Genomic DNA, 24,499 nt, shown 5'->3' on the forward strand with positions numbered 1-24,499 from the left:
AGCATTAAAAACCCGCGCTCTCCAGAATATACTTAACTTCCTACCTTACTTTTAGCGCCACTTCTTCCCTACCCCATGCTCTTCGCCCGGTCCAAGCGCTCAACAGCGGATACGCTGCCTTCCAAGCCCAAATCCCAGTCGCGGGAGTGGGCCAACTCGCTGCTTTTTGCGGTGGTCGTGGCCACGCTTATTCGCTGGTCGGCGGTGGAGGCCTACGTCATTCCCTCCGAGAGCATGGAGCATACGTTGCTCGTGGGTGACTATTTGTTTGTGAGCAAGTTGCATTACGGGCCCATCACGCCCCAAACGCCGCTGCAATTGCCCCTTACGCACCAAACGGTGCCAGTTTTGGGCTTCAAAAGCTATTCTGACCTGATTCAGCTGCCGACGTACCGGTTTCCGGGGTTTAGCTCCGTGCAGCGCAATGATGTGATTGTTTTTCACGTGCCGCACGAGCAGCAGCGGCCCGCCGACCTGCGCACGCACCTCATCAAGCGCTGCATCGCGGTGGCCGGCGATACGCTGGAAATTCGCCAGGGGCAGGTGTTTGTCAATGGCCGGCCGGGCAGCATCGGGGGAGCGCCCCAGACTACCTACTTTATGGCGGTGGCCAGCCCTAATGACGAGGTACGCCAAGCCCTGCACGACCAGCAGGTGGTTGATTATACCCAGCCCGACGGCCTGCCGACGGCCACCACCGACCCCGAAACGGGCAAAATGGGCTACGTTATCAGCTGTCCGGCCAGCGTGGCCGCCTTTTTCCGGCGCCAGCCCTACGTGCAGGCGCTCACCGTGACGGGCGGCACGCTGCCGGAAAACACGCTGTTTCCAGATGCGGCGGACTTCCACGTTTCGGGTGCCGTAAGCGCCGTGCCGCGCCGCTGGCAGCTCGATAGCTACGGCCCGCTGCCGGTGCCGAAGAAAGGGCAAACCATCCGGCTGACGCCGGCCAACGCGGCGGTGTACTATAAAATCGTGTCGCAATACGAACACAACCAGGACATTACCTGGAAGAATGGCATGATGCAGCAGCACGGCCGGCCGCTGACGCAGTACACGATGAAGCAGAACTACTACTTCATGATGGGCGACAACCGGCACAATTCGGAAGACTCCCGGTTTTGGGGCTTCGTGCCCGAAGACCATATTGTGGGCAAGGCCGTGCTGGTGTGGCTCTCGCTCGACCCCTACGCCGACTTTTTGCATAAAGTCCGCTGGAGCCGGTTGTTTCACCCGGTCAGCTAGGCTTATTGCTGCTTGGCGTACTGCCGCTGCGCCAACTCCTGGCTGGGCTTCGGCACCGGGCCGGCGGCCTCAAATAGCTCGCGCAGCTGTGCAGGCGTGAGTTCCGTGAAGTCGTTGATAGTAGCTAGTGGGGCTTGAAAGTCCTTCACCTTCAGGCTGGTGAGCACGGCCACGCAGCGCATCTTGGCGCGGTAGGCGGCTTGCTCGCCCAGGATGGCGTCTTCGAACACCAGGCAATTTTCGGGGGGTAGGCCCATTTGGCGGGCTACCACGGCGTAGGTGTCGGCGTGGGGCTTGCCCTTGGCCACGTCGTCTTCGCCCACCACTACGTCGAAGTGGCGGCGCAGGTCGAGGTGGTCGAGGATGTAGGCGAGGGTAGGGCCGCCCGAGCCGGTGCCAAGGCCAATGCGGAGGCCGGTGGCGCGGGCGGCTTGCAGAAATTCGACCAGGCCGGCTAGGGGCTTGCGCTGGTTCCAGTAGAGCGTGCGGTAGAGAAACTCGCGCTGGGCGGCGTACTCTTTGAGCTGCTTTTCGGGCACTTCGTGGCGAAATACGCTTTGCAGAATCTCGGTGGCGGGCATGCCGTTGAGGCGGCGCAGCAGGCGGCGGGCGTTGGTGGTGAGTCCCAGGTCGCGGAAGAGCAGTTGGAAGGCGCGGGCCTGCACGGCGGTGTTGTCGATGAGCACGCCATCCATGTCAAAAATGAGCGCTTGTAAGTCGGGCATAGTCAGGTAACACAAGGGAAACGTGGTCCGCTGTACGGCCCTGGCGCGCTACGGGTATCTTTGCGAACCGCTTTTATTGGCTTTTGCATGAAAAAACTTGGATTGCTGCTGCTGCTGGCCCTGCCGGCACTGGCGCAGAAAAAGGGTGCCGCCCTACCCCGCCCCAAGCTGGTGGTGGGCATTGTGGTAGACCAGATGCGCTACGACTACCTCTATCGCTACTGGGATAAATTTGGCAGCGGCGGCTTTAAGCGGCTTCTGGGTGAGGGATTTAGCTACGAAAGCTGCCACTACAACTACGTGCCCACCTACACCGGGCCGGGCCACACCAGCATTTATACGGGCACTACCCCCTCCACCCACGGCATCGTGGGCAACAACTGGTTTGAGCGCGAAACCGGCCACGTTACCTATGTGACGGACGACCACACCGTGCGGGCCGTGGGCGGCACGGAAGCGGCCGGCCAAATGTCGCCGCGCCACAACCTGGCCACCACCATCACCGACGAGCTGCGGCTGGCCACCAACTTTCAGAGCAAGGTTATTGGCGTCTGCATCAAGGACCGGGGCAGCATCCTGCCCGCCGGCCACGCCGCCAACGCCGCCTACTGGTACGATGGCTCGAACGGGGGCTTCATCACGAGCACGTTTTATACCCAGGCGCTGCCCGATTGGGTGACTAAATTCAACGGCGCCGGGCACGCCGCCGAGTACCTCAGCCAGCCCTGGAACACGCTGCTGCCCATAGCGCAGTACACCGAAAGCACGCCCGACGACGTGCCCTGGGAGGCGGCTTTTAAGGGCGAAGCCAAGCCGGTTTTTCCGCACGACCTGCCCGCGCTGAGCGCTACCCCCCCCGCCGCCGTGAAGGCCAACGAAAAGGCCTCGGGCGAGAAGCAGCCTGCCGCGCCCACCCGCAACCTCGACCTCATTCGCTCCACGCCCTTCGGCAACTCGCTCACCGCCGATTTTGCCATCGAAACCCTGCGCCAAGAGCAGATGGGCCAGCGCGGGCAAACCGACTTTCTGGCCCTCAGCTTTAGCAGCACCGACTACGTGGGGCACCAGTTTGGCACCACGGCCATCGAAACCGAAGATACCTACCTGCGCCTCGACCGCGACCTGGCCCGCCTGCTCGACTTTATTGACAAGCAAGTGGGTAAGGGCGAGGCGCTCGTGTTCCTGACCGCCGACCACGCCGCCGACCAGTCGCCCGGCTTTCTGGAGGCCCACCGCCTGCCGGGCGGCGGCCTGGGCACGGCCCCCATGCGCGACTCGGTGCAGCGCGCCCTGGTGCGCGCCCACGGACCCGGCAAGTGGATACTGGACTTTGAAAACCAGCAGATTTACCTCAACCGGCCACTACTTTTGGAGAAGAAGCTGGAGCTGGCCAAGGTGCAGAACGAGGTGGCCGAAATACTGCGCCAGCAGCCGCACATTGCGCAGGCCATTTCGGCCACCGACTTGCAGCGCAACGCCTGGCCGGTGGGCCTGAGCATGTACCAGGCCAACGGCTTTTATGCCCCGCGCTCGGGCGATGTGCTGTTTGTGATGTCGCCGGGCTGGCTCGAAGCCTACGCCTACCCCGTGGTGAAGGGCACCACGCACGGCGTGTCGTGGGCCTACGACACCCACGTGCCGCTGCTGTGGTGGGGCTGGCACGTGCGCCACGGCGAGTCGGCCGAAGAGGTTAAAATCGTGGATATTGCGCCCACGGTGGCGCGGTACTTGCACATTCAGGAGCCCAGCGGGTGCAGTGGCGTGCCTTTGCTGGAAGTATTGCACTAGTCATTCGGCGATTTTTTGCATTTTTACGTAACGTAGTTTCTTTAATTTACCCTTCACTCTTCCTTCCAAGTGGCTCAATTCAACCCCTGGCACGACGTATCGCGCGGCGAAAACTTACCCACCACCGTTACCGGCATCATTGAAATTCCCAAAGGCAGCAAAGGCAAATATGAGCTCGACAAGGAGAGCGGTATGCTGATGCTGGACCGCGTGCTGTTCTCGGCCGTGCACTACCCCGCCGCCTACGGCTTCATCCCGCAGACGTACTGCGATGACCACGACCCGCTCGATATTCTGGTGCTGTGCTCGGTTGATATTCCGCACATGTGCCTGGTCGAGGCCAAGGTTATCGGCGTGATGCAGATGCTGGACCAGGACGAGGAGGATGACAAAATCATCGCCGTAGCCGCCCACGACGTGTCGGTGAATCACTACAACGAGCTAGCCGACCTGCCGCCCTACATGATGCTGGAAATGCAGCGCTTTTTTGAAGACTACAAAGCCCTGGAAAACAAGCAGGTAGTAGTGAAGCAGTTTCTGGGCCGCGAAGATGCCTACCGCATCATCGACGCCAGCATCAAGCTCTACGAAGAAACATATGGCGACCGCGCTAAACAATAAGCGCCTGTAGTCGGCTTGGCTAACAGCCGACTTCCTGCTCAGAACGTCATGCTGAGCTTGTCGAAGCATCTCTACCGTTTCAGCCAACGGGGTGGTAGAGATGCTTCGACAAGCTCAGCATGACGTTCTTTTGGGTTTTCCCCCACTCATTTTCCCATTAAATGCCCGCTGCCCGCCGCGCCCTACCCCTGCGTTTGCTCGATGCGCTGCTCTATAGCAGCGTGTGGCTGGCCGCGGCCGCGGCCGCCCAAACGGCGGCCACGCTGCGCCAGTGGCCGGGCCTGGGCGGCGCGGCGGGCCTGCACGTGGTGGTGCTGGTGTTTGCGGCCACACTGCTCACGTATAATCTCGACGCGGCGCTGCCCTTCAAGCACCGGCAGCCGCCGGGCACCTCGGGGCGCAAGGCCTGGCAGCAGCAGCACCGCCCAGCCATGCTGGCGCTGGCCGGCGCAGCCGCCCTGCTTGATGCCTACCTGCTGCTCACCGATGGCTGGCTGCACTTCCTACCCCTGCTGGTGCCGCTCACGGCGCTGGCCGTGGGCTACTCGTGGCCGCTGCTGCCGTGGCGGGGCCGCTGGCGCGCCATCCGGGAGGTGCCGCTGCTGAAGGTATTTCTGATTGCGGGCGTGTGGACGGCCGTGACCGGCGGCCTGCCCGCGCTGGCGCTGCACCAGCCGCTGGCCGCCGTGCAGGGCTTGCTGGCCCAGCGGTTTTGCCTGGTCACGGCGCTGGCCATCGTGTTCGATATCAGAGACTACAGCCGCGACCAGCTGGCGGGCCTGCGCACCTTTCCCACAAGGCTAGGGGTAAGCGGGGCTAAGGCCGTGGCCCTGGGCTTCGTGGCCGGGGCCGTGGCGCTGGGCCTGGCGCGCGGGGCCGCGCCGCTGGCAGTGCTGCTGCCGGCCGGGCTGGCGGCGGCCGTTATCCTGGCCGCGCAGGAGGCACGGGGCGACTACTTTTTTGCCCTGCTCACCGATGGGGTTTTGCTGGTGCAGGCGGCGGCCTATTTTGTGCTCTAAGCAATTACCAAGTGCGGGTGCCGGTCGGCCCTACCCCCTCCCGCATGGTCGAAGCGGCGCAGGAATTAGGTTAAGTAGAAGCGCGGCCACGCGCTTTCACCGCCTGGTATTTAGGCACGATTATGTAGCACTTTGAAGAAGCCGCTCCGAAGCTCAGCCTATTCGGCTGTTCGCCGGGTAGCTACGTACTTCTAGCCTACGTTTTCTTCCCTTTGCTTTTTCCATGAGCCCAGATTTGCTTGAGCTTACGCACAACTATTTCATTGGCAGCACTGTGCGGCAGATTAGCACGGCCTTCGACGAGCCGGAGAGCAGTGTGCGCGCGGCGCTGCAGCGGGTGGTGCCGATGGCGCTGGGTGCCCTACTGGCGCGCACGCAGCAGCCCGGCGGGGCCGCCGACTTGTTTGCCCGCGTGTACCGGGTGCACCGCCGCGACCCGCTTACCCAGTTTGGCGGGCTTCTGGAAGAAATAAATGACCCGGCGGGCGCGCCCCTCACCAGCGAAGGCAGCCTGCCCGGCCCCGGCCTGGGCCTGCTGCGCACGGTGCTGGGGCCGGGCTACGAGGCCACGGTAGCGCGCATTAGCCAACAAGCCGGGGTGCAGTTTGCTACCGTGCCCAAGCTCCTAGGCCTGGCGGTGCCCGTGGGGCTGGGCCTGCTGGGCCGCTACGCCGTGCAGCACACCCTGGATGCCCGCGGCCTGGCCAGCTACCTGGCTAGCCAGGCCCCGCCCATTGTGAGCGCGCTGGGCAGCCTGCCTGAGGGGGTAGGGCAAGGCCTTGCGGCCAACCTTGGCCCAGTGCCACCTGGTTCGGCTGCGCCTGTTCAGCGCCCGGCCCAAGCGGCACCAGTGCCGCTGCCTGCCCTACCGCCGCCCGCTGCCCCACAGGTGGCACCTACTCCGCCGCCCGCCCCGCAGCCGGCTGTTGCACTGCCCGCGCCTACCCCATCGCACCCGCTGCCAGGGCTGCCTGTTACTGCTGCCTCGCGCCGCTGGCCATGGCTGCTCGCTTTGCTGCTGGCCGTGGTGCTCGGAGTGGCCGCCACGCAGGTTTACCTGCTGCGGAGCCCCGCCACGCCTGCGCTACCCGCCACGCCCGCCCTGGTGGGCCCAGCTTTAGCCCCCACGGCCACGGCCGGACCCACCGACCGTCCCGACGTGGCCAGCAACGACCACCTGGCGTATATCGCGGGCCGCGCTACCCTGCCGCTGGCGGGCGGCGCCAAGCTGCGCGTGAGCAACAATTCGGCCGAGGCCCGGCTGTATCACTTTCTCAAAGACCCCGCCCAAACGGTGAGCCTCGACAAAACCCAGGGCTGGCTGCTGCTCGACCAGGTGTATTTCAGCCCCGGCACGGCCACGCTCACGCGCGAGTCGGGGGTGCAGCTGCAGCATCTGGCGGCCATTCTGAAGACCTTTCCCCACGCCGTCATCAAGCTGGGCGGCTATACCAACGACCAGCCCAGCGCCAATAATAACCTGCTGCTCAGCGCCGATTGTGCCAATGCCGCCCGCCGGGCGCTGCTCAGCCGGGGCATTGGGCCGGGCCGCGTGGCGGCCGAGGGCTACGGCCAGGCGCCTACCCGCACGGCGCCCCCGGCCGGCCACCCACAGAGCCGCCGCGTGTACGTGCGGGTCAGCAAGAAATACTGAGCAGGCACAGTACTGCTTGGCAAGCAGCTCCTAATTGAGTAAGATGCTGACTTTTAAAGTTAAATCAGCCCAAACCAGGCTTTTACTGGCCTGGGGGACAGTTTTTTAGTGCCCTACCCCCCGGCTCGGCCGCAAGGCTTGGTGGCCACTTGCAACTACTGAGGAGTAGGGTGGCTCTTTCCGTTGTCCTTTTCCTCTATTTTGATAAGCAGATGAAGCCTTTCCTATTTCTAACGCTCGGAGCGCTGGTGGCGCCGATACTTAGCCACGCCCAGCAGGGGCAGCCCATCCGTTTCGGCCTCAAGGCCGGGGCTACCCTCTCCACTATTACGGGGCCCGGCACCAGCGATTACCCCGTTTCGCCCCTGGTAGGGGGGGTAGGCGGGGTATTCGCCACGGTGCCGCTGGGCACTGCGCAGCACTGGTTTTTGCAGCCCGAGCTGCTGTATAGCCGGCAGGGGTACCGGTTCATTTACTCCTCCATCGATTACAAATCCATCTACCGCTCCGACTTTGTTAAGCTGCCGCTGCTGCTGGGCTTCACGCACGGCGGCTTTTTTGCCGCCGTAGGGCCGCAGGTGGGCTACTTGGTGCACGTGCGCAATACCTATCAAAATCGGGATACCTCCCCCAACGCTGGTGCTTCGCCGAGTATTGTTGAGAGCGCAAATACCAACCTGGACGGCTACCAGCGCTGGGAGTTTTCGGCGGTGGCGGCCGTGGGCTACCGCTGGCAGTGCGGCGCAGGCATCGAGCTGCGCTACACCGACGCCCTGTTCAACCAATCGCACAATGGGCTGACCACCTTTCGCAACTACCGCGACGCCCACAGCCTGAGCGGACAGGTGCAGGCCAGCTACCTGCTGCCCTGGCACTAGGCGCCTAGCGCGTGAGGGCCTGCAAAGCCGGACCGATGTGCGTCACCAAATCGCCGGCTACCAGCCCGGCCTCGCCGGTTTCGGCGGCGGCCAGGTCGCCGGCGTGGCCGTGGGCCAGCACGGCGAGGCGGGCCGCCGTGAGGGCGTCGAGGCGCTGGTCGGCGCGCAGGGCCAGCGTGAGGCCGGTGAGCACATCGCCGCTGCCGCCGGTACCCATGCCGGGGTTGCCGGTAGTGTTGAAATAGACCTGGCCATCGGGCGCGGCCACGGCGGTATAGGCGCCTTTCAGGATGACCACGCACTGGTACTTTTGGGTGAATTCGCGCAGCAAAGCGAGGCGGTGGTAGTCGTCACTGGTCTTCTCGGTGAGGCGCGCAAACTCGCCGATGTGGGGCGTGAGCACGGTGTCGGGGGGTAGCAAATCGAGCAGCTCGCGGTGCGCGCCGAGCAGGTTGAGCGCATCGGCATCGATAACGAGCGGCACCTTGGCCGTGCGGAGTATTTTCTCTAGTACGGCACGGCTGGCATCTTCCTGGCCCAGGCCGGGGCCGATGCCAATGGCCTGGTAATCTTTTAGCTCGGGTAATTCGCTGATGTAATCAGCTTCAGGGTCGGGCAGGCACATGGCCTCGGGCCGGGTCGTCTGGATGATGTCGTAGCCGCAGCCGGGCACGGCCACCGTCAGCAGCCCTACCCCCCCGCGCAGGCACGAGCCCGCCGCCAGCACGGCCGCGCCCACTTTGCCCCGGCTGCCCGCCAGCAGCAGCGCGTGGCCGAAGGTGTTTTTGTAGGCAAAATTGCCGCGCCGGGGCAGCGTCACGTCGGGCACGGGCGCCGCCAGGGCCGCCTCAAAGCCACCTACCCCCGGCATGCGGGTGAGCTGCCAGGGCGTAGCGGCTTGGTTGATAAAATCGGGGCTCAGGCCAATGTCTACCACATGCCACTCGCCCACATACTCAGCATTTTGCGGCAGCAGAAACGCCAGCTTGGGCAGCCCGAAGCTGATGGTGTGCGCGGCCCGCACCACGGGCGCGGCCGGGTCGGGCTGGGGCGCGTCGGCCAACAGGCCACTGGGCAGGTCGATGGCCACCACGTGCGCCTGGCTGTCGTTCAGGTGCTTCACCACGGCGGCGGCCACCCCATTGAGCGGGCGACTGAGGCCGGTGCCAAACAGCGCATCGACCACCAGCGTGCCGGGCTGGATGGGGGGTAGGGCGTCGGCGCTTAGCTCCGTTATCGGGATGACTTTGGGCAGCACGTGGTGGTTGTACTCGTAGTCGTCGGAATACTTGCTGGCGGGCAGCAGGCCCAGGCGCACGGCGTAGCCGGCCCCGTAGAGTAAGCGGGCCAGGGCCAGGCCGTCGCCGCCGTTGTTGCCGGGGCCGCACAGCAGCAGGATTTCGCCGGCCGCGGCGGGGGTGTAGTGCTGGTAGAGCCAGCCCGCCAGTGCAATGGCGGCACGCTCCATCAGGGCTGTGGAGGTGGTACGCTGCTCGCGGATGGTGGCCTGGTCAAGCTCGCGGATTTGGGCGGCGGTGAGGAGTTTCATAAGCAGAATTTTACGCAAAGCAGCCTTGGCAGGCTACTTTTAGCCATGCAAAGAACAACACGCTTTTTTATCGTGCCGGGCCTGGGCAGTTCGGGGCCGGCGCATTGGCAGACGTATTTCGAGCGAGAAAACCCGGCTTTCACCCGCATTCAGCAGCGCGAATGGGACGCCCCGGATAAAGACGAATGGGTAGCTACCCTGGAGCAGGCGCTGGCCGGCGAAGACCTGACTCAGGTGGTGCTCATCGCCCACAGCCTGGGCTGCGCCACGGTGGCGCACTGGGCCGCCACCTACGGCCACCGCATCAAAGGGGCGCTGCTGGTGGCACCCAGCGACGTAGACACGGCGCGCTTCGCGGCCTTTCCTACCACTGGCTTTGGGCCGATGCCGCTGCAGCGGCTGCCTTTCCCGAGCATCGTGGTGGCCAGCACCACCGACGAGTGGGCGAGCCTGGCGCGCACCCGGCAGTTTGCCGAGGCCTGGGGCAGCGAGCTGGTGAACATTGGCCCGGCCGGCCACATCAACGCCGCCAGCGGCTTCGGCGACTGGCCGGCCGGGTTGGCGCTGCTTGAAAAGTGGGCCTGATAACGGGAAATGAACCCTGCGCTACCGCATACGTTTTACCCTTGACACACCCTAGTAATTGATTTTATGCAAACCTGGAACGACGTTATCCGCCTGGCCAACCACGGCGCCCCTACCCCCCCCCGCCGCGTCGAGAAGACCGCGGCCGAATGGAAAGCCCAGCTCACCCCCGAGCAGTACCACGTTACGCGCGAGCACGGTACCGAGCGCGCCTTCACCGGCGAATACTGCGAGGCGCACGAGGCTGGCCTCTACGCCTGCGTGTGCTGCGGCACGCCCCTCTACGACTCGCGCACCAAGTTTGAGAGCGGCACCGGCTGGCCTAGCTTCACGCAGCCCGTGGAGGAAGATGCCATTAAGTACCACAAGGACACGAGCTACGGCATGACCCGCGTGGAGGTGCTCTGCAACGTGTGCGACGCCCACCAGGGCCACGTATTCCCCGATGGCCCGGCCCCAAGCGGCCTGCGCCTGTGCATCAACTCGGCCAGCGTGAAGCTGGTGACGACCAAGGAGCCGGCCGCGTAGCAGCAGTGTTTCTTGCTCACTAAAAGATAAAAAAGAACGTCATGCTGAGCCTGTCGAAGCATCTTGGCCGCCTCGTTGGAGTAGTTATTCAACGAGGCGAGCAAGATGCTTTGACAAGTTCAGCATGACGTTCTTTTTTATCTTTCACCCCCTCCAATTACTTTCCTACCCCCCTCCCACCCCACCATGTCGCTCTTATTCACTGATTTTGCCTCGTGGCAGGCGCACTGCGCGGCCACCGGCGAGCCGCTTTACCAGCCCGTGCTGGCGTATGAGATTGAGCAAAAGGGCGCCACTGAGGACGCCATCTGGCCGGGCTTGCAGCGGGCCTACGACGTGATGCGCGACGCTGTGCACGAGGGCCAGACCGGCAACATGACCTCGCGCTCGGGCATGATAAATAACGGCGCCAAGAAGATTGCCGCCTCGCCCATCACGGTGCTCTCGCCCGAGTTTAAGCAATTAGTAATAAGCGCGTTGGGAGCCAAGGAAGTAAACTCGTGCATGGGCCGCGTGGTGGCCGCGCCCACGGCGGGCGCGTCGGGCATCCTGCCGGGCGTGCTCACTACCATTCAGCACATTCACAACCTCACCGACCACAAGATTCTGGAAGGCCTGCTGGTGGCGGCGGGCATTGCGCTCATCATCGAGCAAAACGCCTCGCTGGCCGGGGCGGTGGGCGGCTGCCAGGCCGAAACCGGCTCGGCGGCGGCTATGGGCGCGGGCGCCATTGTGTACTGCCTGGGCGGCTCGGTAGAGGAGACATTTGCGGCCGTAGCCATCACCATTCAGTGCATGCTCGGGCTGGTGTGCGACCCGGTGGCGGGCCTCGTGGAGGTGCCGTGCGTGGTGCGCAATGCCTCGGCGGCGGCCATTGCGTTCTCGTCGGCCCAGATTGCCATCGCGGGCGTCGACCCGGTTATTCCGGTAGACCAGTGCGTGGCGGCCCTCGGCGAAGTGGGCCAGAGCATGGAAACCCGCTACAAGGAAACCGCCCTCGGCGGCCTGGCCAATACCAGGCGGGGTAGGGAAATTGAGAAGATGGTGCTGGTGCAGGACGTGAACATCCTGCCCGATGAGTAGGCCGAAAGTTCGCGCTACTCAATTGTGGGCGGCGTCATCAGCAGCGCGCCCAGGAACTTGAGGGACGGCTCGTAGCGCACCCGGCGCTCTTTGTAGTGCTGCCAGGCGGCTTCCTCGTCGGCGCGTAGGGGTAGGCCGGCCGTGCGCAGCGCTTGCCAGGCCTCGGCAAACTCGGCGCGGCCGGGGGTAGTGGCGGCCATTTCTTCGGCGGTGCGCAGCTCCACGGGCTCGGTGCCCGACTTGTGGTCGAAGAAGCGGTGCACCCGGTTCAGAGCCAGCACGCCGGCCGCAAACGTGAGCTCAACCTGCCGCGAGCGGGGCACGTCGAGGGCCGAAAACAGCAGGTTGGCCGCATCCAGAATAAGGCCCGCCGCCAGCACCCACGAGCGCCCGGCCTGCGGCGAGCGGAAAAACGCCAGTATCGGCAGCGAGGTGTGGCTTTCGTCAATCTCGACCAGCCACTGCTCCCAGAGCAGCCACTGCGCGTCGTCGTTCAAAAAATCTTTGTCATGCCCCAGCCACAGCACCACGCCCGCCGCCGAGGCCGGCACGCCGGCCCGCAGGTCTAGCTGGGCTACCACGACTTCGCGCCGCGAAAACGCCTGGTAAATGGTGGGCAGGTACGAGATAAGCAGCGTGAGCAGCAGCAGCCCCAGTGTAGCCTCGGAATAGCTGAATACATTGACGGCCAGGTCATTTTGCTTGGTAGTGCCCAGTGTAAGCAGCGAGCTACCGCTCAGCTCGTAGCTCTTGGTGAAGTCGGCCACGCCCAGCGACCAGTAGATGCCCGTGTAACCCAGGCCCACCAGGGCCAGCCAGCCAATGGGCAGCGCCACCAGCCCCACCGGCGCGTAGTGCGCCAGGATGCGGTCGCGCCGGGCATAGTTGGAGGCGCGCCGCGCCGCGAAGTTAAACAACGCACGCACCCCACTGAAAACGAATACGTTGAGCCGCACCGACTCATTGCGCGGTAGCACAAACGAGCGAATGGCTGCCGATACGGTAGTGATAACCAGCCAGCCGCCGGTCAGCCCCGCCAGCACGCGTAGTCCTTGTTCGATTAATGGCGACATGGCCCGTTGTACGGCCCGAGGCCGCGCTTAGCTGCTACCCCCCAGCATTACGCAACTTATCGCACCCTCTCCTGCCACAACTGCCGGAACGACTTGTCGGCGATTTTCAGGCTTTCGCGGCGCTTGCGCCAGCCGGCCTGGTCGAGCAGGTAGCCAAGGCTGAAATCTTTGAGGCGGCCGGGCAGCACGTCGAGGGCCCAGCGGTGGCGCATGCTCCAGCGCCAGAGGCCGATGGCGATTTTCTCTACCTGCGTGTTGTGGCCTTCAGCTACGCTCTGCTGGCGATTGAGCAGCAAGAGGTTGTGCAGGTTGATGCGCACCGGGCACACGCTGGTGCAGGCCCCGCACAGGCTGCTGGCAAAGCTCAGGTGCTGGTGCTCTTTGAGGCCGCTCAGGTGCGGGCTGATAACCGAGCCGATAGGGCCAGAGTAGGTGGTTTCGTAGGTGTGGCCGCCGATGTTTTTGTACACCGGGCACACGTTGAGGCAGGCGCCGCAGCGGATGCAGCGCAGCGCCTCGCGGCGGTCGGGGTGGGCCAGCAGGTTGGTGCGGCCGTTGTCGAGCAGGATAACCACCATTTCCTCGGGGCCATCGGGCTCGCCGGGCTGGCGCGGGCCGAAGTACACCGTGTTGTACACCGTGACTTGCTGGCCGGTGCCGCTGGTACTGAGCAGCGGCCAGAACAGGTCCAAATCGGTGAGCTGCGGGATGATTTTCTCGATGCCCACCACCGCGATGTGCAGGCCAGGAAACGTGGCCGAGAGGCGGGCGTTGCCCTCGTTCTCCGTCACGGCTACCCCCCCTTCCTTGGCCAGCAGGAAATTGCCACCCGTGATGCCAACCTCGGCCGAGGTGTATTTGTCGCGCAGCAGGTGGCGGGCCGTGAGCACGAGTTGCTGGGCATCGTCGGTGCTTTCGGTGCCCAGGTGCTTGACGAAGATGTTGTTGATGTCGGCCTTGCTCAAGTGCATGGCGGGCGTCACGATGTGGTAGGGTCGCTCGCCGTTGAGCTGCACGATGTACTCGCCCAGGTCCGTCTCGACCGACTCGACGCCCCTACCCTTCAAATACTGGTTGACGTGGATTTCCTCGGTGGTCATGCTCTTGGCTTTCACCACGGTGTGGGCCTGGCGGGCTTCGGTGAGGCGGCCGATTTCGGCCAGGGCTTCCTGGGCATCGTTGGCCCACACCACCCTACCCCCCCTGGCGGTGAAGGCGGCCTCGAACTGGAGCAGGTACTCATCGAGCTTTTCGAGCACCTGGGCTTTGTGGTAGGCGGCGCGGGCGCGGGCCAGCTCGTGGTCTTGGTAGTGCTGCATGCCGGCGGTCACGGCCGCATCGTACTTGCCGATGTTGAAGCGGATTTTGCGGCGGTGCTCGAGGTCGAAGGCTTTTTTATCCGCGTCTTTGAGGAATTGTTCGGATTTCATAAGCGCAGAGTTTCGCAGAGTTGGCAAAGTTTCGCAGAGTTAGAGGCCATTGACAATGCGAACGATATGGTCTTTTAGCGAGGGAACATTAAAGTTAAGTAGTAGACCCAACTTAAATTTTGACAGCTTCAGGTAATTGGTCAGCTGCTTGGCATGCATTGGGTGAAAGCTCTCGACTGACTTCAGTTCCACAATTACTTTGTCTTCTACCAGCAAGTCGAGCCGATAGCCAACTTCCAGGCGCACACCATCATAAACCACTGGTAACGCCACCTGATTTTCTACCCGTAGTCCTGCTTTCCGAAGCTCGTGCATAAGTGCCGCTTCGTACACGGCCTCCATAAGCCCCGGCCCAAGCACTGTGTGCACCCGAAAAGCCGCCGTCAATATCTGACGGGAGATATCATTTTCATGCATAAAAAACTTTGCTAAACTCTGCCAACTCTGCGAAACTCTGCGCTCATTGCTTATTCGAGTCCACCACCGGCCGCATATCCCGATTGGCCAAATCCCAGGCCAGGAAGAAGACCAGCCGCGCCCGCGCCTCCAGCTTCTTGAACTCGATTTTGGAAATCTCGTCGCTGGCCTCGTGGTAGTCGGGGTGCACGCCGCTGAAGAAAAACGCCACCGGAATGCCCTTCTTAGCAAAGTTGTAGTGGTCGGAGCGGTAGTAAAACCGGTTGGGGTCGGCGGGGTCGTTGAAGCGGAAGTCGAGGTCCACGTTGCCGTGCTGGCGGTTGGTTTCCTGCAAGGCCGCGTGCAGCTGCGACGAGAGCTTATCACTCCCAATCACGTACACGTAGTCGGGCTTACCCTCGTGCGCCGCGTCGGTGCGGCCAATCATGTCGATGTTAAGGTCCGTGACGGTATTGGCCAGCGGAAACACCGGGTGGTCGGTGTAGTACTCCGAGCCCAGCAGGCCCTTTTCCTCGCCCGTGTTGGCCAGGAATAAAATGCTGCGGCGTGGCGCGTGCCCGCTGCGGGCCGCCTTGCTGAACGCCTGCGCAATGCTGAGCATACCCACCGTGCCTGAGCCATCGTCATCAGCCCCGTTGTACACCTCGCCGCCAATGATGCCGAGGTGGTCGTAGTGCGCCGACACGACCAAAATCTCACTCTTCAAATCGGTACCCGGCAAAAAGCCCAGCACGTTCTCGGTGGTGACGGTGCTGCGCTGTTGCGGCGCGCTGATGCTGAACCGGATGGGCCGGAACTTGCTGGCTACCGGCTTTTGAGCGGCGGCGGTAGCCGTGGCGTACTGCTGCAAGGCGCTGGCACTAGTGCCCAACAGCTTCAGCCCTAAGGCCGGCGACACGAAGAAAGCCGGCGCTCTACCCCCCGGCTGGTCGGCGAAGGCAATGGTGGGCTGCATCACGCGCGGGGCGAGGCGGGCAGTGGTTTTCTCAAACTTATCGGCCGTTTCCTGGGTCACGAAGAAGACGCTGCGGGCGCCCTTTTGCGCGGCCAGCGCGGCCTTGGCCCGGAAATCGACGCTCCACTTAGTGGGGCTACCGTCGGGGCTGAGCACCGATTTGCCGTCGGCCGTGCGCGGCTCGCCCAGCAGCATTACCAGGTCTTTACCCTGCACATCGTGCCCGGCATAGTCAGAATATGCGCCCTGCTCGATGCCGTAGCCCACGAATACCGGCTGCACCGCCGCGGCCTGCTCGAAAGGCGAGCGGCCAAACGCGTAAAAGTCCTTGAGCCATTCGTAGGCTTTGCCGCCCGCCGTGAGCGTGCCGCCCGGCTGCCAGGCGCTGCGCTCCAGACCGAAGGTTTGGAGGTAGGGATTGGCCGCGCTGGCTGCCACGGGCGCCTGCAGGCTATCGTCCTTGAACTGCTGGCTGATGTAGGCGGCAGCCATTTTCTGGCCCTTGGTGCCGGTTTCGCGGCCCTCATACTCATCGGAAGCCAGCACCGAGAGGTCGCGCCGCAGGTGCTCCTGCGTGATATAGCGGTCAGCGTAGAGCGCGGCGTAGTCGGGGGCCGCCGAGCCAGGCGGGCGGCTGCTCGCGCCCGAAAACGGCGGGTCGGTCAGGGGGTCGGGCATGGGCACCGAGCCGTGCGGCGCAATGCCCTCCGGATACTTTCCAACCGGCCTACCCCCCGGCTGGCCTTTGGTCTTGACTTTTACCTTTACCTTATCGGTTTGGGCTAGGGCCGCGCCGGGCAGGGCCAGGGCAGCAAGCAGGAGAGCAGTGTATTTCATAAAAATGTGCGGTAAGCTTTAGCTTGCCAGATAGGTGCGTTTTTTTGAAACCGGCAAGCTAAAGCTTACCGCACAACTGGCTTATGCTTTCGTAATCAAGACCGTAGCATAGGCCGCTACCCCCTCCTGCCGGCCCACAAAGCCCAGCTTTTCGGTGGTAGTGGCCTTGATGGAGATATCGTCTTCGCCTACCCCCATCACCTGGGCCAGCGCTGTGCGCATGGCCGGGATGTGTGGGTTCACCTTGGGCTTTTCGAGGCAGATGGTGGAGTCGATGTTGCCCAGCTCGTAGCCCTGCTCGCGCAGCAGGCGCATGGTGTGGGCCAGCAGCTTCTTGCTGTCGATGCCCTTGTACTGCGGGTCGGTGTCGGGAAAGTGAAAGCCGATGTCGCGCAGGTTGGCGGCGCCGAGCAGCGCGTCGCAAATGACGTGGATGAGCACATCGGCATCGGAGTGGCCGAGCGCGCCGTGAGTGTGCGGCACCTCAATGCCGCCGAGCCAGAACGGCAGGCCGGGCTGCAATTGGTGAACGTCGTAGCCGAAGCCAACGCGGATTTTCATACAGATGGAGTAAAAGCAGAGAAGGTAGCAAAGGTATTGCCTGGGCCCACGCATTGATGGCCACAAGAAATAAGCCAAAAAAATTAGCAATTATCTCTTGCTTCTTATTGCCAATTTTATTAGCTTTACGAGCGCAAACTATTCAGCACCAACGGCCAGCCGCCCCAACTATTTTTTTAGCCCTGCTTAAAGTAAACACCGCCCGAGCCCGTCACCGTACCCGCAGCCTACCTGCGTATGGAAACACAAAAGAAACTTTGGAAACTTTGAACTCATCGAAAGTTTCCACCGTATCTTTGCCGTGTTAATCATGGAAGCCAAAGACCGTATCCTTACCCGCGCCGCTGCGCTGTTTATGCGCAATGGCATTCGGAGCGTCAGCATGGATGATATTGCCACTGACCTCGGCATGTCGAAGAAAACTCTCTACAAAACCTTCACTAACAAGGACGAGATGGTAGTGGGCGTAATGAGCACTCATTTGTGCCAGGCGCAGGGCGAGTGCGCCCGGTTTGCGAGCAGCGCGGCCGATGCGGTGCAGGAAATGCTTACGATTTCGGCCTGGGCCGACCAGCAGTTCAGCAACATCCACCCCAGCATTTTTTATGACCTGCGCAAGTATTATCCCACGGCCTGGGCTCTGTTTTCGGCTCATAAAACCACGTTTATTCTCGAACAGATAACCCGCAACCTGCGCCGGGGCATAGCTGAAGGCCTCTTCCGGGCCGACCTCGACGTGGAGGTGCTAGCCCGCCTCAACCTGGCCCAGATTGAGCTGGCCTTCGACCCCAACCTGTACCCGCCCACCCAGTTTGCGCCCGTGCGGGTGAACAAGGTGTTTGACGAACATTTTCTGCTGGGCGTTGCCACGCTCAAGGGGCACCGGCTCTTCAATAAGTACCAACACATTACGGAAGAGGAATAGGTTGTCTCTCAAGCCTTTTCACTAGCCTTCTTCCTTCCTCACCTTATGAAAAACCTTACTCTGGGGGTTTTGCTGGCCGCTTCGGCGCTGGCCTTGGCGCCAGTAGCTCCGGCGCTGGCTCAGACCCCGGCGGCACTGCCCGCCCAGCCCACTACCGGCCCCATGGCCATGAGCCTCTCGCAGGCCGTGCGCTACGCTGTGGCCAATAAGCCGAGCCTGCTGAGCACGCGCCTGGCCGAGCAAACCGCCGCCGCCAAGGTGGGCGAAATAAAGGCCCAGGGCCTGCCGCAGCTCAACCTGGGAGCCAACGTGGCCGACAACTTTAAGCTGCAAAAGAGCTTGGTCGATTTTTCGAGCTTTTCCGGGGCGCCACTCAACGGTACTACCCTCACCCCAGCCGACATTGCCAAGGCCCAGGCCGGGCAGAGCGTGACGCTGAGCCCCGCCTACGGCGTGGCGCCCGTAACGGGCCCTACCCCCCTGGCCTTCGGCCTGCAGTACGCGGGCAACAGCTCAGTGTCGCTGTCGCAGCAGCTGTTTGATGGCTCGTATCTCATTGGCCTGAAGGCCGCTAAGGTATACACCGACCTGGCTAAGAAGCAGACCCAGCAAGCCGAAATCGACGTGGTGGAGCAGGTGAGCAAGGCGTACTATAGTACGCTGGTGGCCCGCGCCCGGCTGGCCCTGCTGGCCCGCAACGTGCAACGCCTCGATACGGTGCTGTACCAGACCAACCAGACGTTTAAGGCCGGCTTTGCCGAAAAGCTCGACGTGGACCGCCTGCGCGTGCAGCGCAACAACCTGGTGGTGGAGCAGCAGAAAGCCCAGCGCCTCACCGAGCTGAGCGTGGCGCTGCTCAAGTTTCAGATGGGCCTGCCGCAGGTGCAGGCCGTGCAGCTGACCGACTCGCTCAACGCAGCCGTGGTCGATGCCGGGGCGCTGCGGCAGCGCCTGGGGGTAGCAGACTTCAGCACCGGCGGCGGGGCCGATGGCCTGGGCGGCGTGCCCAGCGCACCCCCTACCCCCGGCGTAGGCGCCACGGGCGGCGTGCCCCCCGCTACTATCAACAACGGCCAGCCGGTGCAGGCACAAGCCACGTTCAACTACAACAACCGCATCGAGTTTTCGACGCTGCAAACCCAGCAAGCGCTGGCGGGCCTCGACCTGCGCAACCGCACGGCGGGTGCCTACCCCCGGTTGTCGTTTACGGCGGCCTACGGCTTCACAGGCTCGGCCAAATCAGTGGGTGACTTGTTTGCCTTCCGCGGACCCGACTCGCGCAGCTCGTCGGGCTTCGTGAACCAGAACTGGTTTGGCTTTGGCAACGTGGGGCTGGCCCTGAACGTGCCGATATTCGACGGCTTCCGGCGCAGGTACCAGGTGCAGCAGGCGCGCATTGCGCAGCAAACCATTGAGCGCGGCTTCGAAACGCTACGCCAAAGCATTGACCTGCAAGATGCCCAGAGCCGCACCAACCTGGTGAACGCCCTCGACGTGCTCGACAACCAGCGGGCCAACCTCGACCTGGCCGCCGATGTGGCCCGCGTCACGCGTATCAAGTTCAACGCGGGGGTAGGCTCCAACATCGAAGTCATCACGGCCGAAACCTCGCTGCGCGAGTCGCAAACCAACTACTACGCCGCCATCTACGACGTGCTGGTGGCCAAGGTAGACCGCGACAAAGCGACGGGCGAGCTGTATTCGCAGGCCAAATAAATCCTTGAAAATAACGTCATGCTTCATCCAGCGTCCGCTTGCCGCAGCGTCGCGCGTGAATCATGGAGTAATTGAAATTAGTAACCCCCGCGAGATGCTTCGGCAAGCTCAGCATGACCACTAACCCAATGCGCCCCACTACCTTACTTCTCTCCGCCACGCTGGCCGTTACCCTTGCCTCCTGCGGCGGTGCCAAAGACCCCAACGCGGAGCTGGCCAAGCTGAAGGCTGACCAGGCTGCTACCCAGGCCAAAATCGCGGACCTCGAAGCCAAAACCGGTGCCGATAAAACGGCGGCCACCAACGCGGCCGTGCCCGTATCGGTGCTAAAAGTGGCGACCCAGGACTTCGCCGGCTACCTCGACGTGCAGGGCCGCGTCGACTTTGACCAGAACGCCACCGTGGGCGCCCGCGCTGCCGGCACGCTTACCAGCGTGCGGGTGCAGCGCGGCGACCGCGTGCGCAAGGGCCAGGTGCTGGCCACCGTGGATGCCAGCATTCTGGACGCCAACATTGCTGAGCTGCGCACCCGCATGGACTTGGCCCGCGTGATATATGAAAAGCAGGCCGGCCTGTGGAAGCAGCAGATTGGCACCGAAGTGCAGTACCTACAGGCCAAGAACAACTACCAAGCCTTGCAGCGCAACCTGGGCTCGCTCAACCAGCAGCGCGCGCTCTATAATGTGGTGGCGCCCTACGCGGGGGTAGTCGACAACGTGCTGCCCAAGCTGGGCGAAACAGTGTCGCCCGGCGCGCCGGTAGTGCAGCTCAACAGCGGCAAGGGCGGCAAGATTCTGGCCGACGTATCGGAAGCCTACGCGGGTAGCATCAAGGCCGGCGACAAAGCCCTGGTAACCCTGCCCGACCTGGGCAGTGAGGAGATTGCGAGCACCGTACGCACCGTGAGCCGCACCATTTCGGCTAATAGCCGCACCTTCACCGTCGAGCTGCGCCTACCCAGCGACCAGGCCAGCAAGCTGCGCCCCAACATGGTAGCTACCGTGCGCATTCAGAACTACGGCAGCAGCAACGCCACCGTGCTGCCCGTTGACCTCATTCAGCACGATGAAGACAATGCCTACGTGCTGGTAGTGAGCCAGACCGGCAGCAAGCCAGTAGCTCAGAAGCGCATCATCAAAACCGGCAAGACTTATAACGGCAAGCAGGAAGTAACCAGCGGCCTCAAGCCCGGCGACGAGGTGATTTCGGCCGGCTACCAGAATTTGAACGAAGGCCAGCAGGTAAAAATCAGCTAAGGCCACCGAGGAGGTAGAGACGCAGGTTTTGCGTCTCGTCGTCCGCACGTCATTATTTAACGACGAGACGCAGGTTTTGCGTCTCTACCCCCCTTAAATTCCTCAACTAGCCACTAGCCGTTATGCAGGATATAGAAAAAGAATTTGGACCCACCAGCTGGTCCATTAATAACAAGACCAGCATCTACATCATCACGCTGCTGCTGACGATTGCGGGCATCTTCGCCTACGTGAAGCTGGGCAAGGAGAAGTTTCCGGACATCGTAATTCCGCGCATTATCGTGGCCACGGTGTACCCCGGCACCTCGCCCACCGACATTGAGAACCTAGTGACGCGCCAGCTCGAAAAGGAGATTAAGAGCGTGAATGGGGTAAAGAAAATTAACTCTACTTCGAATCAGGATTATTGCATTGTCGACGTGGAGTTTAACTCGGGCGTGGACGTGCAGGCCGCCAAGCAGCTCATCAAGGATGCCGTGGACAAGGCCGCCACCGAGCTGCCCAACGACCTGCCCAGCGCGCCGCTGGTGAAGGAAGTGAACATCTCGGAGCAGCCAATTATGTACGTCAACCTGAGCGGTAACCTGCCCGCCGCCCAGCTCAAGAAGCTCGCCGACGACTTTCAGGACCAGATTGAGGCGCTGCCCGAAATCACCCGCGTGGATATTGTGGGCGCCCTGGAGCAGCAAGTAAACGTGGATGTGGACCTGTACAAGCTGCAAGCGTCGCAGCTCAGCTTCACAGACATCGAAAATGCCATTGCCCGCGAAAACATCACGATTTCGGGGGGTAGCATTGATGTGGGTGCGCAAAAGCGGGCCGTGCGCGTAGCCGGCCAGTACGTGAACGCCAGCGACATCGCTAATATCCAGATTAAGAACCTGCGCGGCGCGCCGGTGCGCCTCGGCGACATCGCGACCGTGACCGACGGCTTCAAGGACCGCGAAAGCTACGCCCGCCTCGACGGCCAGCCATCGGTGGCCCTGAACGTGGTGAAGCGCCAGGGGGAAAACCTGCTCGATGCTTCCGACAAGATTCACGCCCTGGTGAAAAATGCCGAGCTGACTGCGCCCAAGGGCCTGAAAATCACGATTACCGGCGACTCGTCGAACGACACGCGCAATACGCTTAACGACCTGATTAACACCATCATCATCGGCTTTCTGCTGGTAACGCTGATTTTGATGTTCTTCATGGGCACCACCAACGCGCTGTTTGTGGGCTTGTCGGTGCCGCTGTCGATGTTCCTGGCCTTCATCATGTTGCCGTTGTTCGGCTTCTCGCTGAACATGATTGTGCTGTTTGCCTTCTTGCTGGCGCTGGGCATTGTGGTGGATGACGCCATTGTGGTAATTGAAAACACCCACCGCCTGCTGCACGAGCACCCCAACCTGAGCACCGCCAAGGCTGCCAAGTTTGCGGCCGGCGAGGTGTTTATTCCGGTGCTGGCGGGCACGCTCACTACGGTGGCGCCGTTCGTGCCGCTCATGTTCTGGCCCGGCATTGTGGGCTCGTTCATGTACTTCCTACCCGTCACGCTGATTCTGACGCTGGGCGCCTCGCTGGTGGTGGCCTTCATTATGAACCCCGTGTTTGCGGTGAGCTTCATGGAGCGCGAAGAGCACCTGGACCGCGTGGAAACGCCGAAGCTGACGCGCAATTTCCTGCTCGGCATGGGCGGGCTGCTGCTGGTGGCTATCGGTGGCTACCTGGCTGGCTCGAAGTTTTTGGGCAACCTGATGGTGACCGTCATCGCGCTCTGCTTTCTCGACAAATACGTGTTTGTGTACATGATTGCTGCCTTCCAGCGCAGCCTCCTACCCCGCTTTCAGGATGGCTACGCCCGCCTGGTAGAGCTGGCCGTGGGCGGCTCGGTATGGCGGCAGCTGGGCATTGTGGGCGGCGTGCTGGTGCTGGGCGTACTCAGCGTAATGGCCGTGGGCGCCCGCAAGCCCAAGGTCGATTTCTTCCCCAAGGGCGACCCCAAGTTCATCTACACCTACCTGCGCATGCCGGTGGGCACCCGCGTGGAGGTGACCGACTCCATCACCCGCATCATCGAAAACCGGATGTATAAGGTGATTGGCCGCAACAACCCCGACGTGGAATCGGTGATTACCAACGTGGCCATCGGCGCCGGCGACCCCACCGAAGCCACGGCCGCCGGCACGTCGCAGTCGCACCTGGGCAAGGTAGGCATCGCGTTCAAGGAGCTGGCTGACCGCAAGGGCCAGGCTACCCACATCTACATGGATGATATTCGCGAAGCGGTAAAAGGCATTCCCGGCGCCGAAATATCGGTAGACCAGGAGGCCAGCGGCCCGCCTCAGGGCAAGCCGGTAGCCATTGAGGTATCGGGCGACGACTACCCCAAGCTGGCCGCGCTCAGCAAAAAAGTGGAGCGCTACGTGGATTCGCTCAAGATTGGCGGCATCGAAGACCTGCGCTCCGACCTGCAGGACCGCAATCCCGAAATTGGCGTGAGCATCAACCGCACCCGCGCCAACCGCGAGGGCATCAGCACCGCCCAGATTGGCTCGGAAGTGCGCACCGCCATCTACGGCTTCGAGGCCAGCAAATTCAAGACCCCGGATGATGAATATCCCATCCAGGTGCGCTACGCCAAGCCCTACCGCGACAACGTGAACGCCATCGTGAATGCGCCGCTCACCTTCCGCGATGCCACCGGCGCGGTGCGCCAGGTGCCCATTTCGGCCATTGCCGACGTCACCTACGGCACTACTTACGGCGGCATCAAGCGCAAGGACACGCACCGCCTCATCACCATTAGCTCCAACGTGCTCAACGGCTTCACCGGCCCCGATGTGGTGGCCAACGTGACGCGCGCCCTCAAGAGCTTCCCCGTGCCGGCCGGCTACACCGTAAAAATGGGCGGCGCCCAGGAAGACCAGAAAGAAACCAGCGACTTCCTCGGCGTAGCCGCCGTAGGAGCCATCGCCCTCATCTTCCTGGTGCTCGTTACGCAGTTCAACTCGGTGAGCAAGCCGCTCATCATCCTCACCGAAATCATCTTCTCGATTATCGGCGTGATGCTCGGCCTGGCCATCTCGGGCATGAACATCTCCATCGTGATGACGGGGGTAGGCGTAATTGCCCTGGCCGGTATCGTGGTGAAAAACGGTATTCTGCTGGTCGAGTTCACCGATATGCTGCGTAGCCAGGGCATGAACCTGCACGACGCGCTCGTGACGGCCGGCCGCACCCGCCTCAACCCGGTTATCCTCACGGCCACGGCCGCCACGCTGGGCCTCATTCCGCTGGCCATTGGCCTGAACATCGACTTCTACGAGCTCTTCAACTCGGGGAACCCGCACTTCTTCCTGGGCGGCGAGTCGGTAGTATTCTGGGGTCCGCTGGCCTGGACGATAATTTTCGGGTTGACGTTTGCAACCCTTATCACCCTGTTGGTAGTCCCGGTCATGTATCTCCTCAATGAGAAGCTGCTGGCCAAAGTAACCGGTCGCGACTACAACAACCGCCCCCCCAACGAGCTCGCCGACTACGAGGAAGTGGAAGCGGCCACGCCCGCAGTATTGGTCTAGCGGCTTAGTGTATTCGTCGGTTTCTTCCGGCCATCGGGCTGGCGGCCAGAAGAAACCGACGAGACGCTACGTTCTTCGCACTCAAGCTACC

General features: G+C 62.5%; 20 protein-coding genes. 13 read left to right on the top strand and 7 right to left on the bottom strand.

What is annotated here, in order from left to right; all coding sequences use genetic code 11:
- Window positions 1-75: 75 nt before the first annotated feature.
- Window positions 76-1,245, top strand: coding sequence for a signal peptidase I (gene lepB, locus E4631_RS13455; RefSeq protein WP_133659222.1), 1,170 nt, complete (start codon window positions 76-78; stop codon window positions 1,243-1,245).
- A gap of 2 nt (window positions 1,246-1,247) precedes the next feature.
- Here the strand turns inward: lepB and E4631_RS13460 are convergent, their stop codons facing one another.
- Window positions 1,248-1,970 (bottom strand): HAD family phosphatase, encoded by a 723-nt coding sequence (locus E4631_RS13460; RefSeq protein WP_133659223.1) that lies wholly within the window; start codon window positions 1,968-1,970, stop codon window positions 1,248-1,250.
- An 87-nt stretch (window positions 1,971-2,057) separates the two neighbouring features.
- On the opposite strand from E4631_RS13460, the gene pafA reads away from it, so the two are divergent.
- From pafA to E4631_RS13485, 5 genes are all read left to right on the top strand, one after another.
- Window positions 2,058-3,758, top strand: a complete 1,701-nt coding sequence (pafA, locus tag E4631_RS13465; RefSeq protein ID WP_133659224.1) for an alkaline phosphatase PafA — start codon at window positions 2,058-2,060, stop codon at window positions 3,756-3,758.
- Between the two features lie 69 nt (window positions 3,759-3,827).
- Window positions 3,828-4,379 carry an inorganic diphosphatase gene (locus tag E4631_RS13470; protein WP_133659225.1) on the top strand — a complete coding sequence of 184 codons (552 nt, stop codon included), beginning with the start codon at window positions 3,828-3,830 and terminating at the stop codon, window positions 4,377-4,379.
- A gap of 161 nt (window positions 4,380-4,540) precedes the next feature.
- Window positions 4,541-5,398, top strand: coding sequence for a hypothetical protein (locus E4631_RS13475; protein ID WP_133659226.1), 858 nt, complete (start codon window positions 4,541-4,543; stop codon window positions 5,396-5,398).
- Window positions 5,399-5,621: 223 nt separating this feature from the next.
- Window positions 5,622-7,052, top strand: a complete 1,431-nt coding sequence (locus E4631_RS13480; protein WP_133659227.1) for an OmpA family protein — start codon at window positions 5,622-5,624, stop codon at window positions 7,050-7,052.
- A gap of 212 nt (window positions 7,053-7,264) precedes the next feature.
- On the top strand, window positions 7,265-7,930 hold the full coding sequence (locus E4631_RS13485; protein WP_133659228.1) for a porin family protein: 666 nt from the start codon (window positions 7,265-7,267) through the stop codon (window positions 7,928-7,930).
- Between the two features lie 4 nt (window positions 7,931-7,934).
- Here E4631_RS13485 and E4631_RS13490 read toward each other — a convergent pair whose 3' ends face one another.
- Entirely contained in the window at window positions 7,935-9,479 is a 1,545-nt protein-coding gene (locus tag E4631_RS13490; protein ID WP_133659229.1) for an NAD(P)H-hydrate dehydratase, read from the bottom strand.
- On the opposite strand from E4631_RS13490, the gene E4631_RS13495 reads away from it, so the two are divergent.
- The 3 genes from E4631_RS13495 to sdaAA all read left to right on the top strand — a co-directional run bounded on the left by E4631_RS13495 (window position 9,456) and on the right by sdaAA (window position 11,675).
- On the top strand, window positions 9,456-10,064 hold the full coding sequence (locus tag E4631_RS13495) for an alpha/beta hydrolase (RefSeq protein ID WP_262709794.1): 609 nt from the start codon (window positions 9,456-9,458) through the stop codon (window positions 10,062-10,064). The genes E4631_RS13490 and E4631_RS13495 overlap by 24 nt on opposite strands.
- Window positions 10,065-10,130: 66 nt before the next feature.
- Window positions 10,131-10,592, top strand: a complete 462-nt coding sequence (msrB, locus tag E4631_RS13500) for a peptide-methionine (R)-S-oxide reductase MsrB (RefSeq protein WP_133659231.1) — start codon at window positions 10,131-10,133, stop codon at window positions 10,590-10,592.
- Window positions 10,593-10,778: 186 nt separating this feature from the next.
- Window positions 10,779-11,675 carry an L-serine ammonia-lyase, iron-sulfur-dependent, subunit alpha gene (sdaAA, locus tag E4631_RS13505; protein ID WP_133659232.1) on the top strand — a complete coding sequence of 299 codons (897 nt, stop codon included), beginning with the start codon at window positions 10,779-10,781 and terminating at the stop codon, window positions 11,673-11,675.
- 14 nt (window positions 11,676-11,689) lie between these two features.
- Here the strand turns inward: sdaAA and E4631_RS13510 are convergent, their stop codons facing one another.
- The 5 genes from E4631_RS13510 to ispF all read right to left on the bottom strand — a co-directional run bounded on the left by E4631_RS13510 (window position 11,690) and on the right by ispF (window position 16,948).
- Window positions 11,690-12,748 carry a hypothetical protein gene (locus E4631_RS13510; RefSeq protein ID WP_133659233.1) on the bottom strand — a complete coding sequence of 353 codons (1,059 nt, stop codon included), beginning with the start codon at window positions 12,746-12,748 and terminating at the stop codon, window positions 11,690-11,692.
- Window positions 12,749-12,804: 56 nt separating this feature from the next.
- Complete coding sequence (locus E4631_RS13515; RefSeq protein WP_133659234.1) at window positions 12,805-14,178, bottom strand: lactate utilization protein B; 1,374 nt, start codon at window positions 14,176-14,178, stop codon at window positions 12,805-12,807.
- 39 nt (window positions 14,179-14,217) lie between these two features.
- On the bottom strand, window positions 14,218-14,595 hold the full coding sequence (locus E4631_RS13520) for a GxxExxY protein (RefSeq protein WP_133659235.1): 378 nt from the start codon (window positions 14,593-14,595) through the stop codon (window positions 14,218-14,220).
- A 43-nt stretch (window positions 14,596-14,638) separates the two neighbouring features.
- On the bottom strand, window positions 14,639-16,387 hold the full coding sequence (locus E4631_RS13525; RefSeq protein ID WP_240734893.1) for a M28 family peptidase: 1,749 nt from the start codon (window positions 16,385-16,387) through the stop codon (window positions 14,639-14,641).
- 81 nt (window positions 16,388-16,468) lie between these two features.
- The gene (ispF, locus tag E4631_RS13530; protein ID WP_133659236.1) at window positions 16,469-16,948 is read right to left on the bottom strand and encodes a 2-C-methyl-D-erythritol 2,4-cyclodiphosphate synthase; all 480 of its coding nucleotides are present in this window, start codon (window positions 16,946-16,948) and stop codon (window positions 16,469-16,471) included.
- 310 nt (window positions 16,949-17,258) lie between these two features.
- Here ispF and E4631_RS13535 point away from each other — a divergent pair, with 310 nt between their 5' ends.
- The 4 genes from E4631_RS13535 (at window position 17,259) to E4631_RS13550 (ending at window position 24,408) form a co-directional block, all read left to right on the top strand.
- On the top strand, window positions 17,259-17,873 hold the full coding sequence (locus tag E4631_RS13535) for a TetR/AcrR family transcriptional regulator (protein ID WP_133659237.1): 615 nt from the start codon (window positions 17,259-17,261) through the stop codon (window positions 17,871-17,873).
- Window positions 17,874-17,918: 45 nt separating this feature from the next.
- Window positions 17,919-19,589: a TolC family protein gene (locus E4631_RS13540; RefSeq protein ID WP_133659238.1), complete on the top strand. Its 1,671-nt coding sequence runs from the start codon at window positions 17,919-17,921 to the stop codon at window positions 19,587-19,589.
- A gap of 128 nt (window positions 19,590-19,717) precedes the next feature.
- On the top strand, window positions 19,718-20,845 hold the full coding sequence (locus tag E4631_RS13545; protein ID WP_133659239.1) for an efflux RND transporter periplasmic adaptor subunit: 1,128 nt from the start codon (window positions 19,718-19,720) through the stop codon (window positions 20,843-20,845).
- A 122-nt stretch (window positions 20,846-20,967) separates the two neighbouring features.
- A complete protein-coding gene (locus E4631_RS13550) occupies window positions 20,968-24,408 on the top strand; it encodes an efflux RND transporter permease subunit (protein ID WP_133659240.1) in 3,441 nt (1,146 codons plus the stop codon).
- Window positions 24,409-24,499 lie beyond the last annotated feature (91 nt).

It is taken from the genome of Hymenobacter sp. UV11 (assembly GCF_004684095.1).
Taxonomy (GTDB): Bacteria; Bacteroidota; Bacteroidia; order Cytophagales; family Hymenobacteraceae; genus Hymenobacter.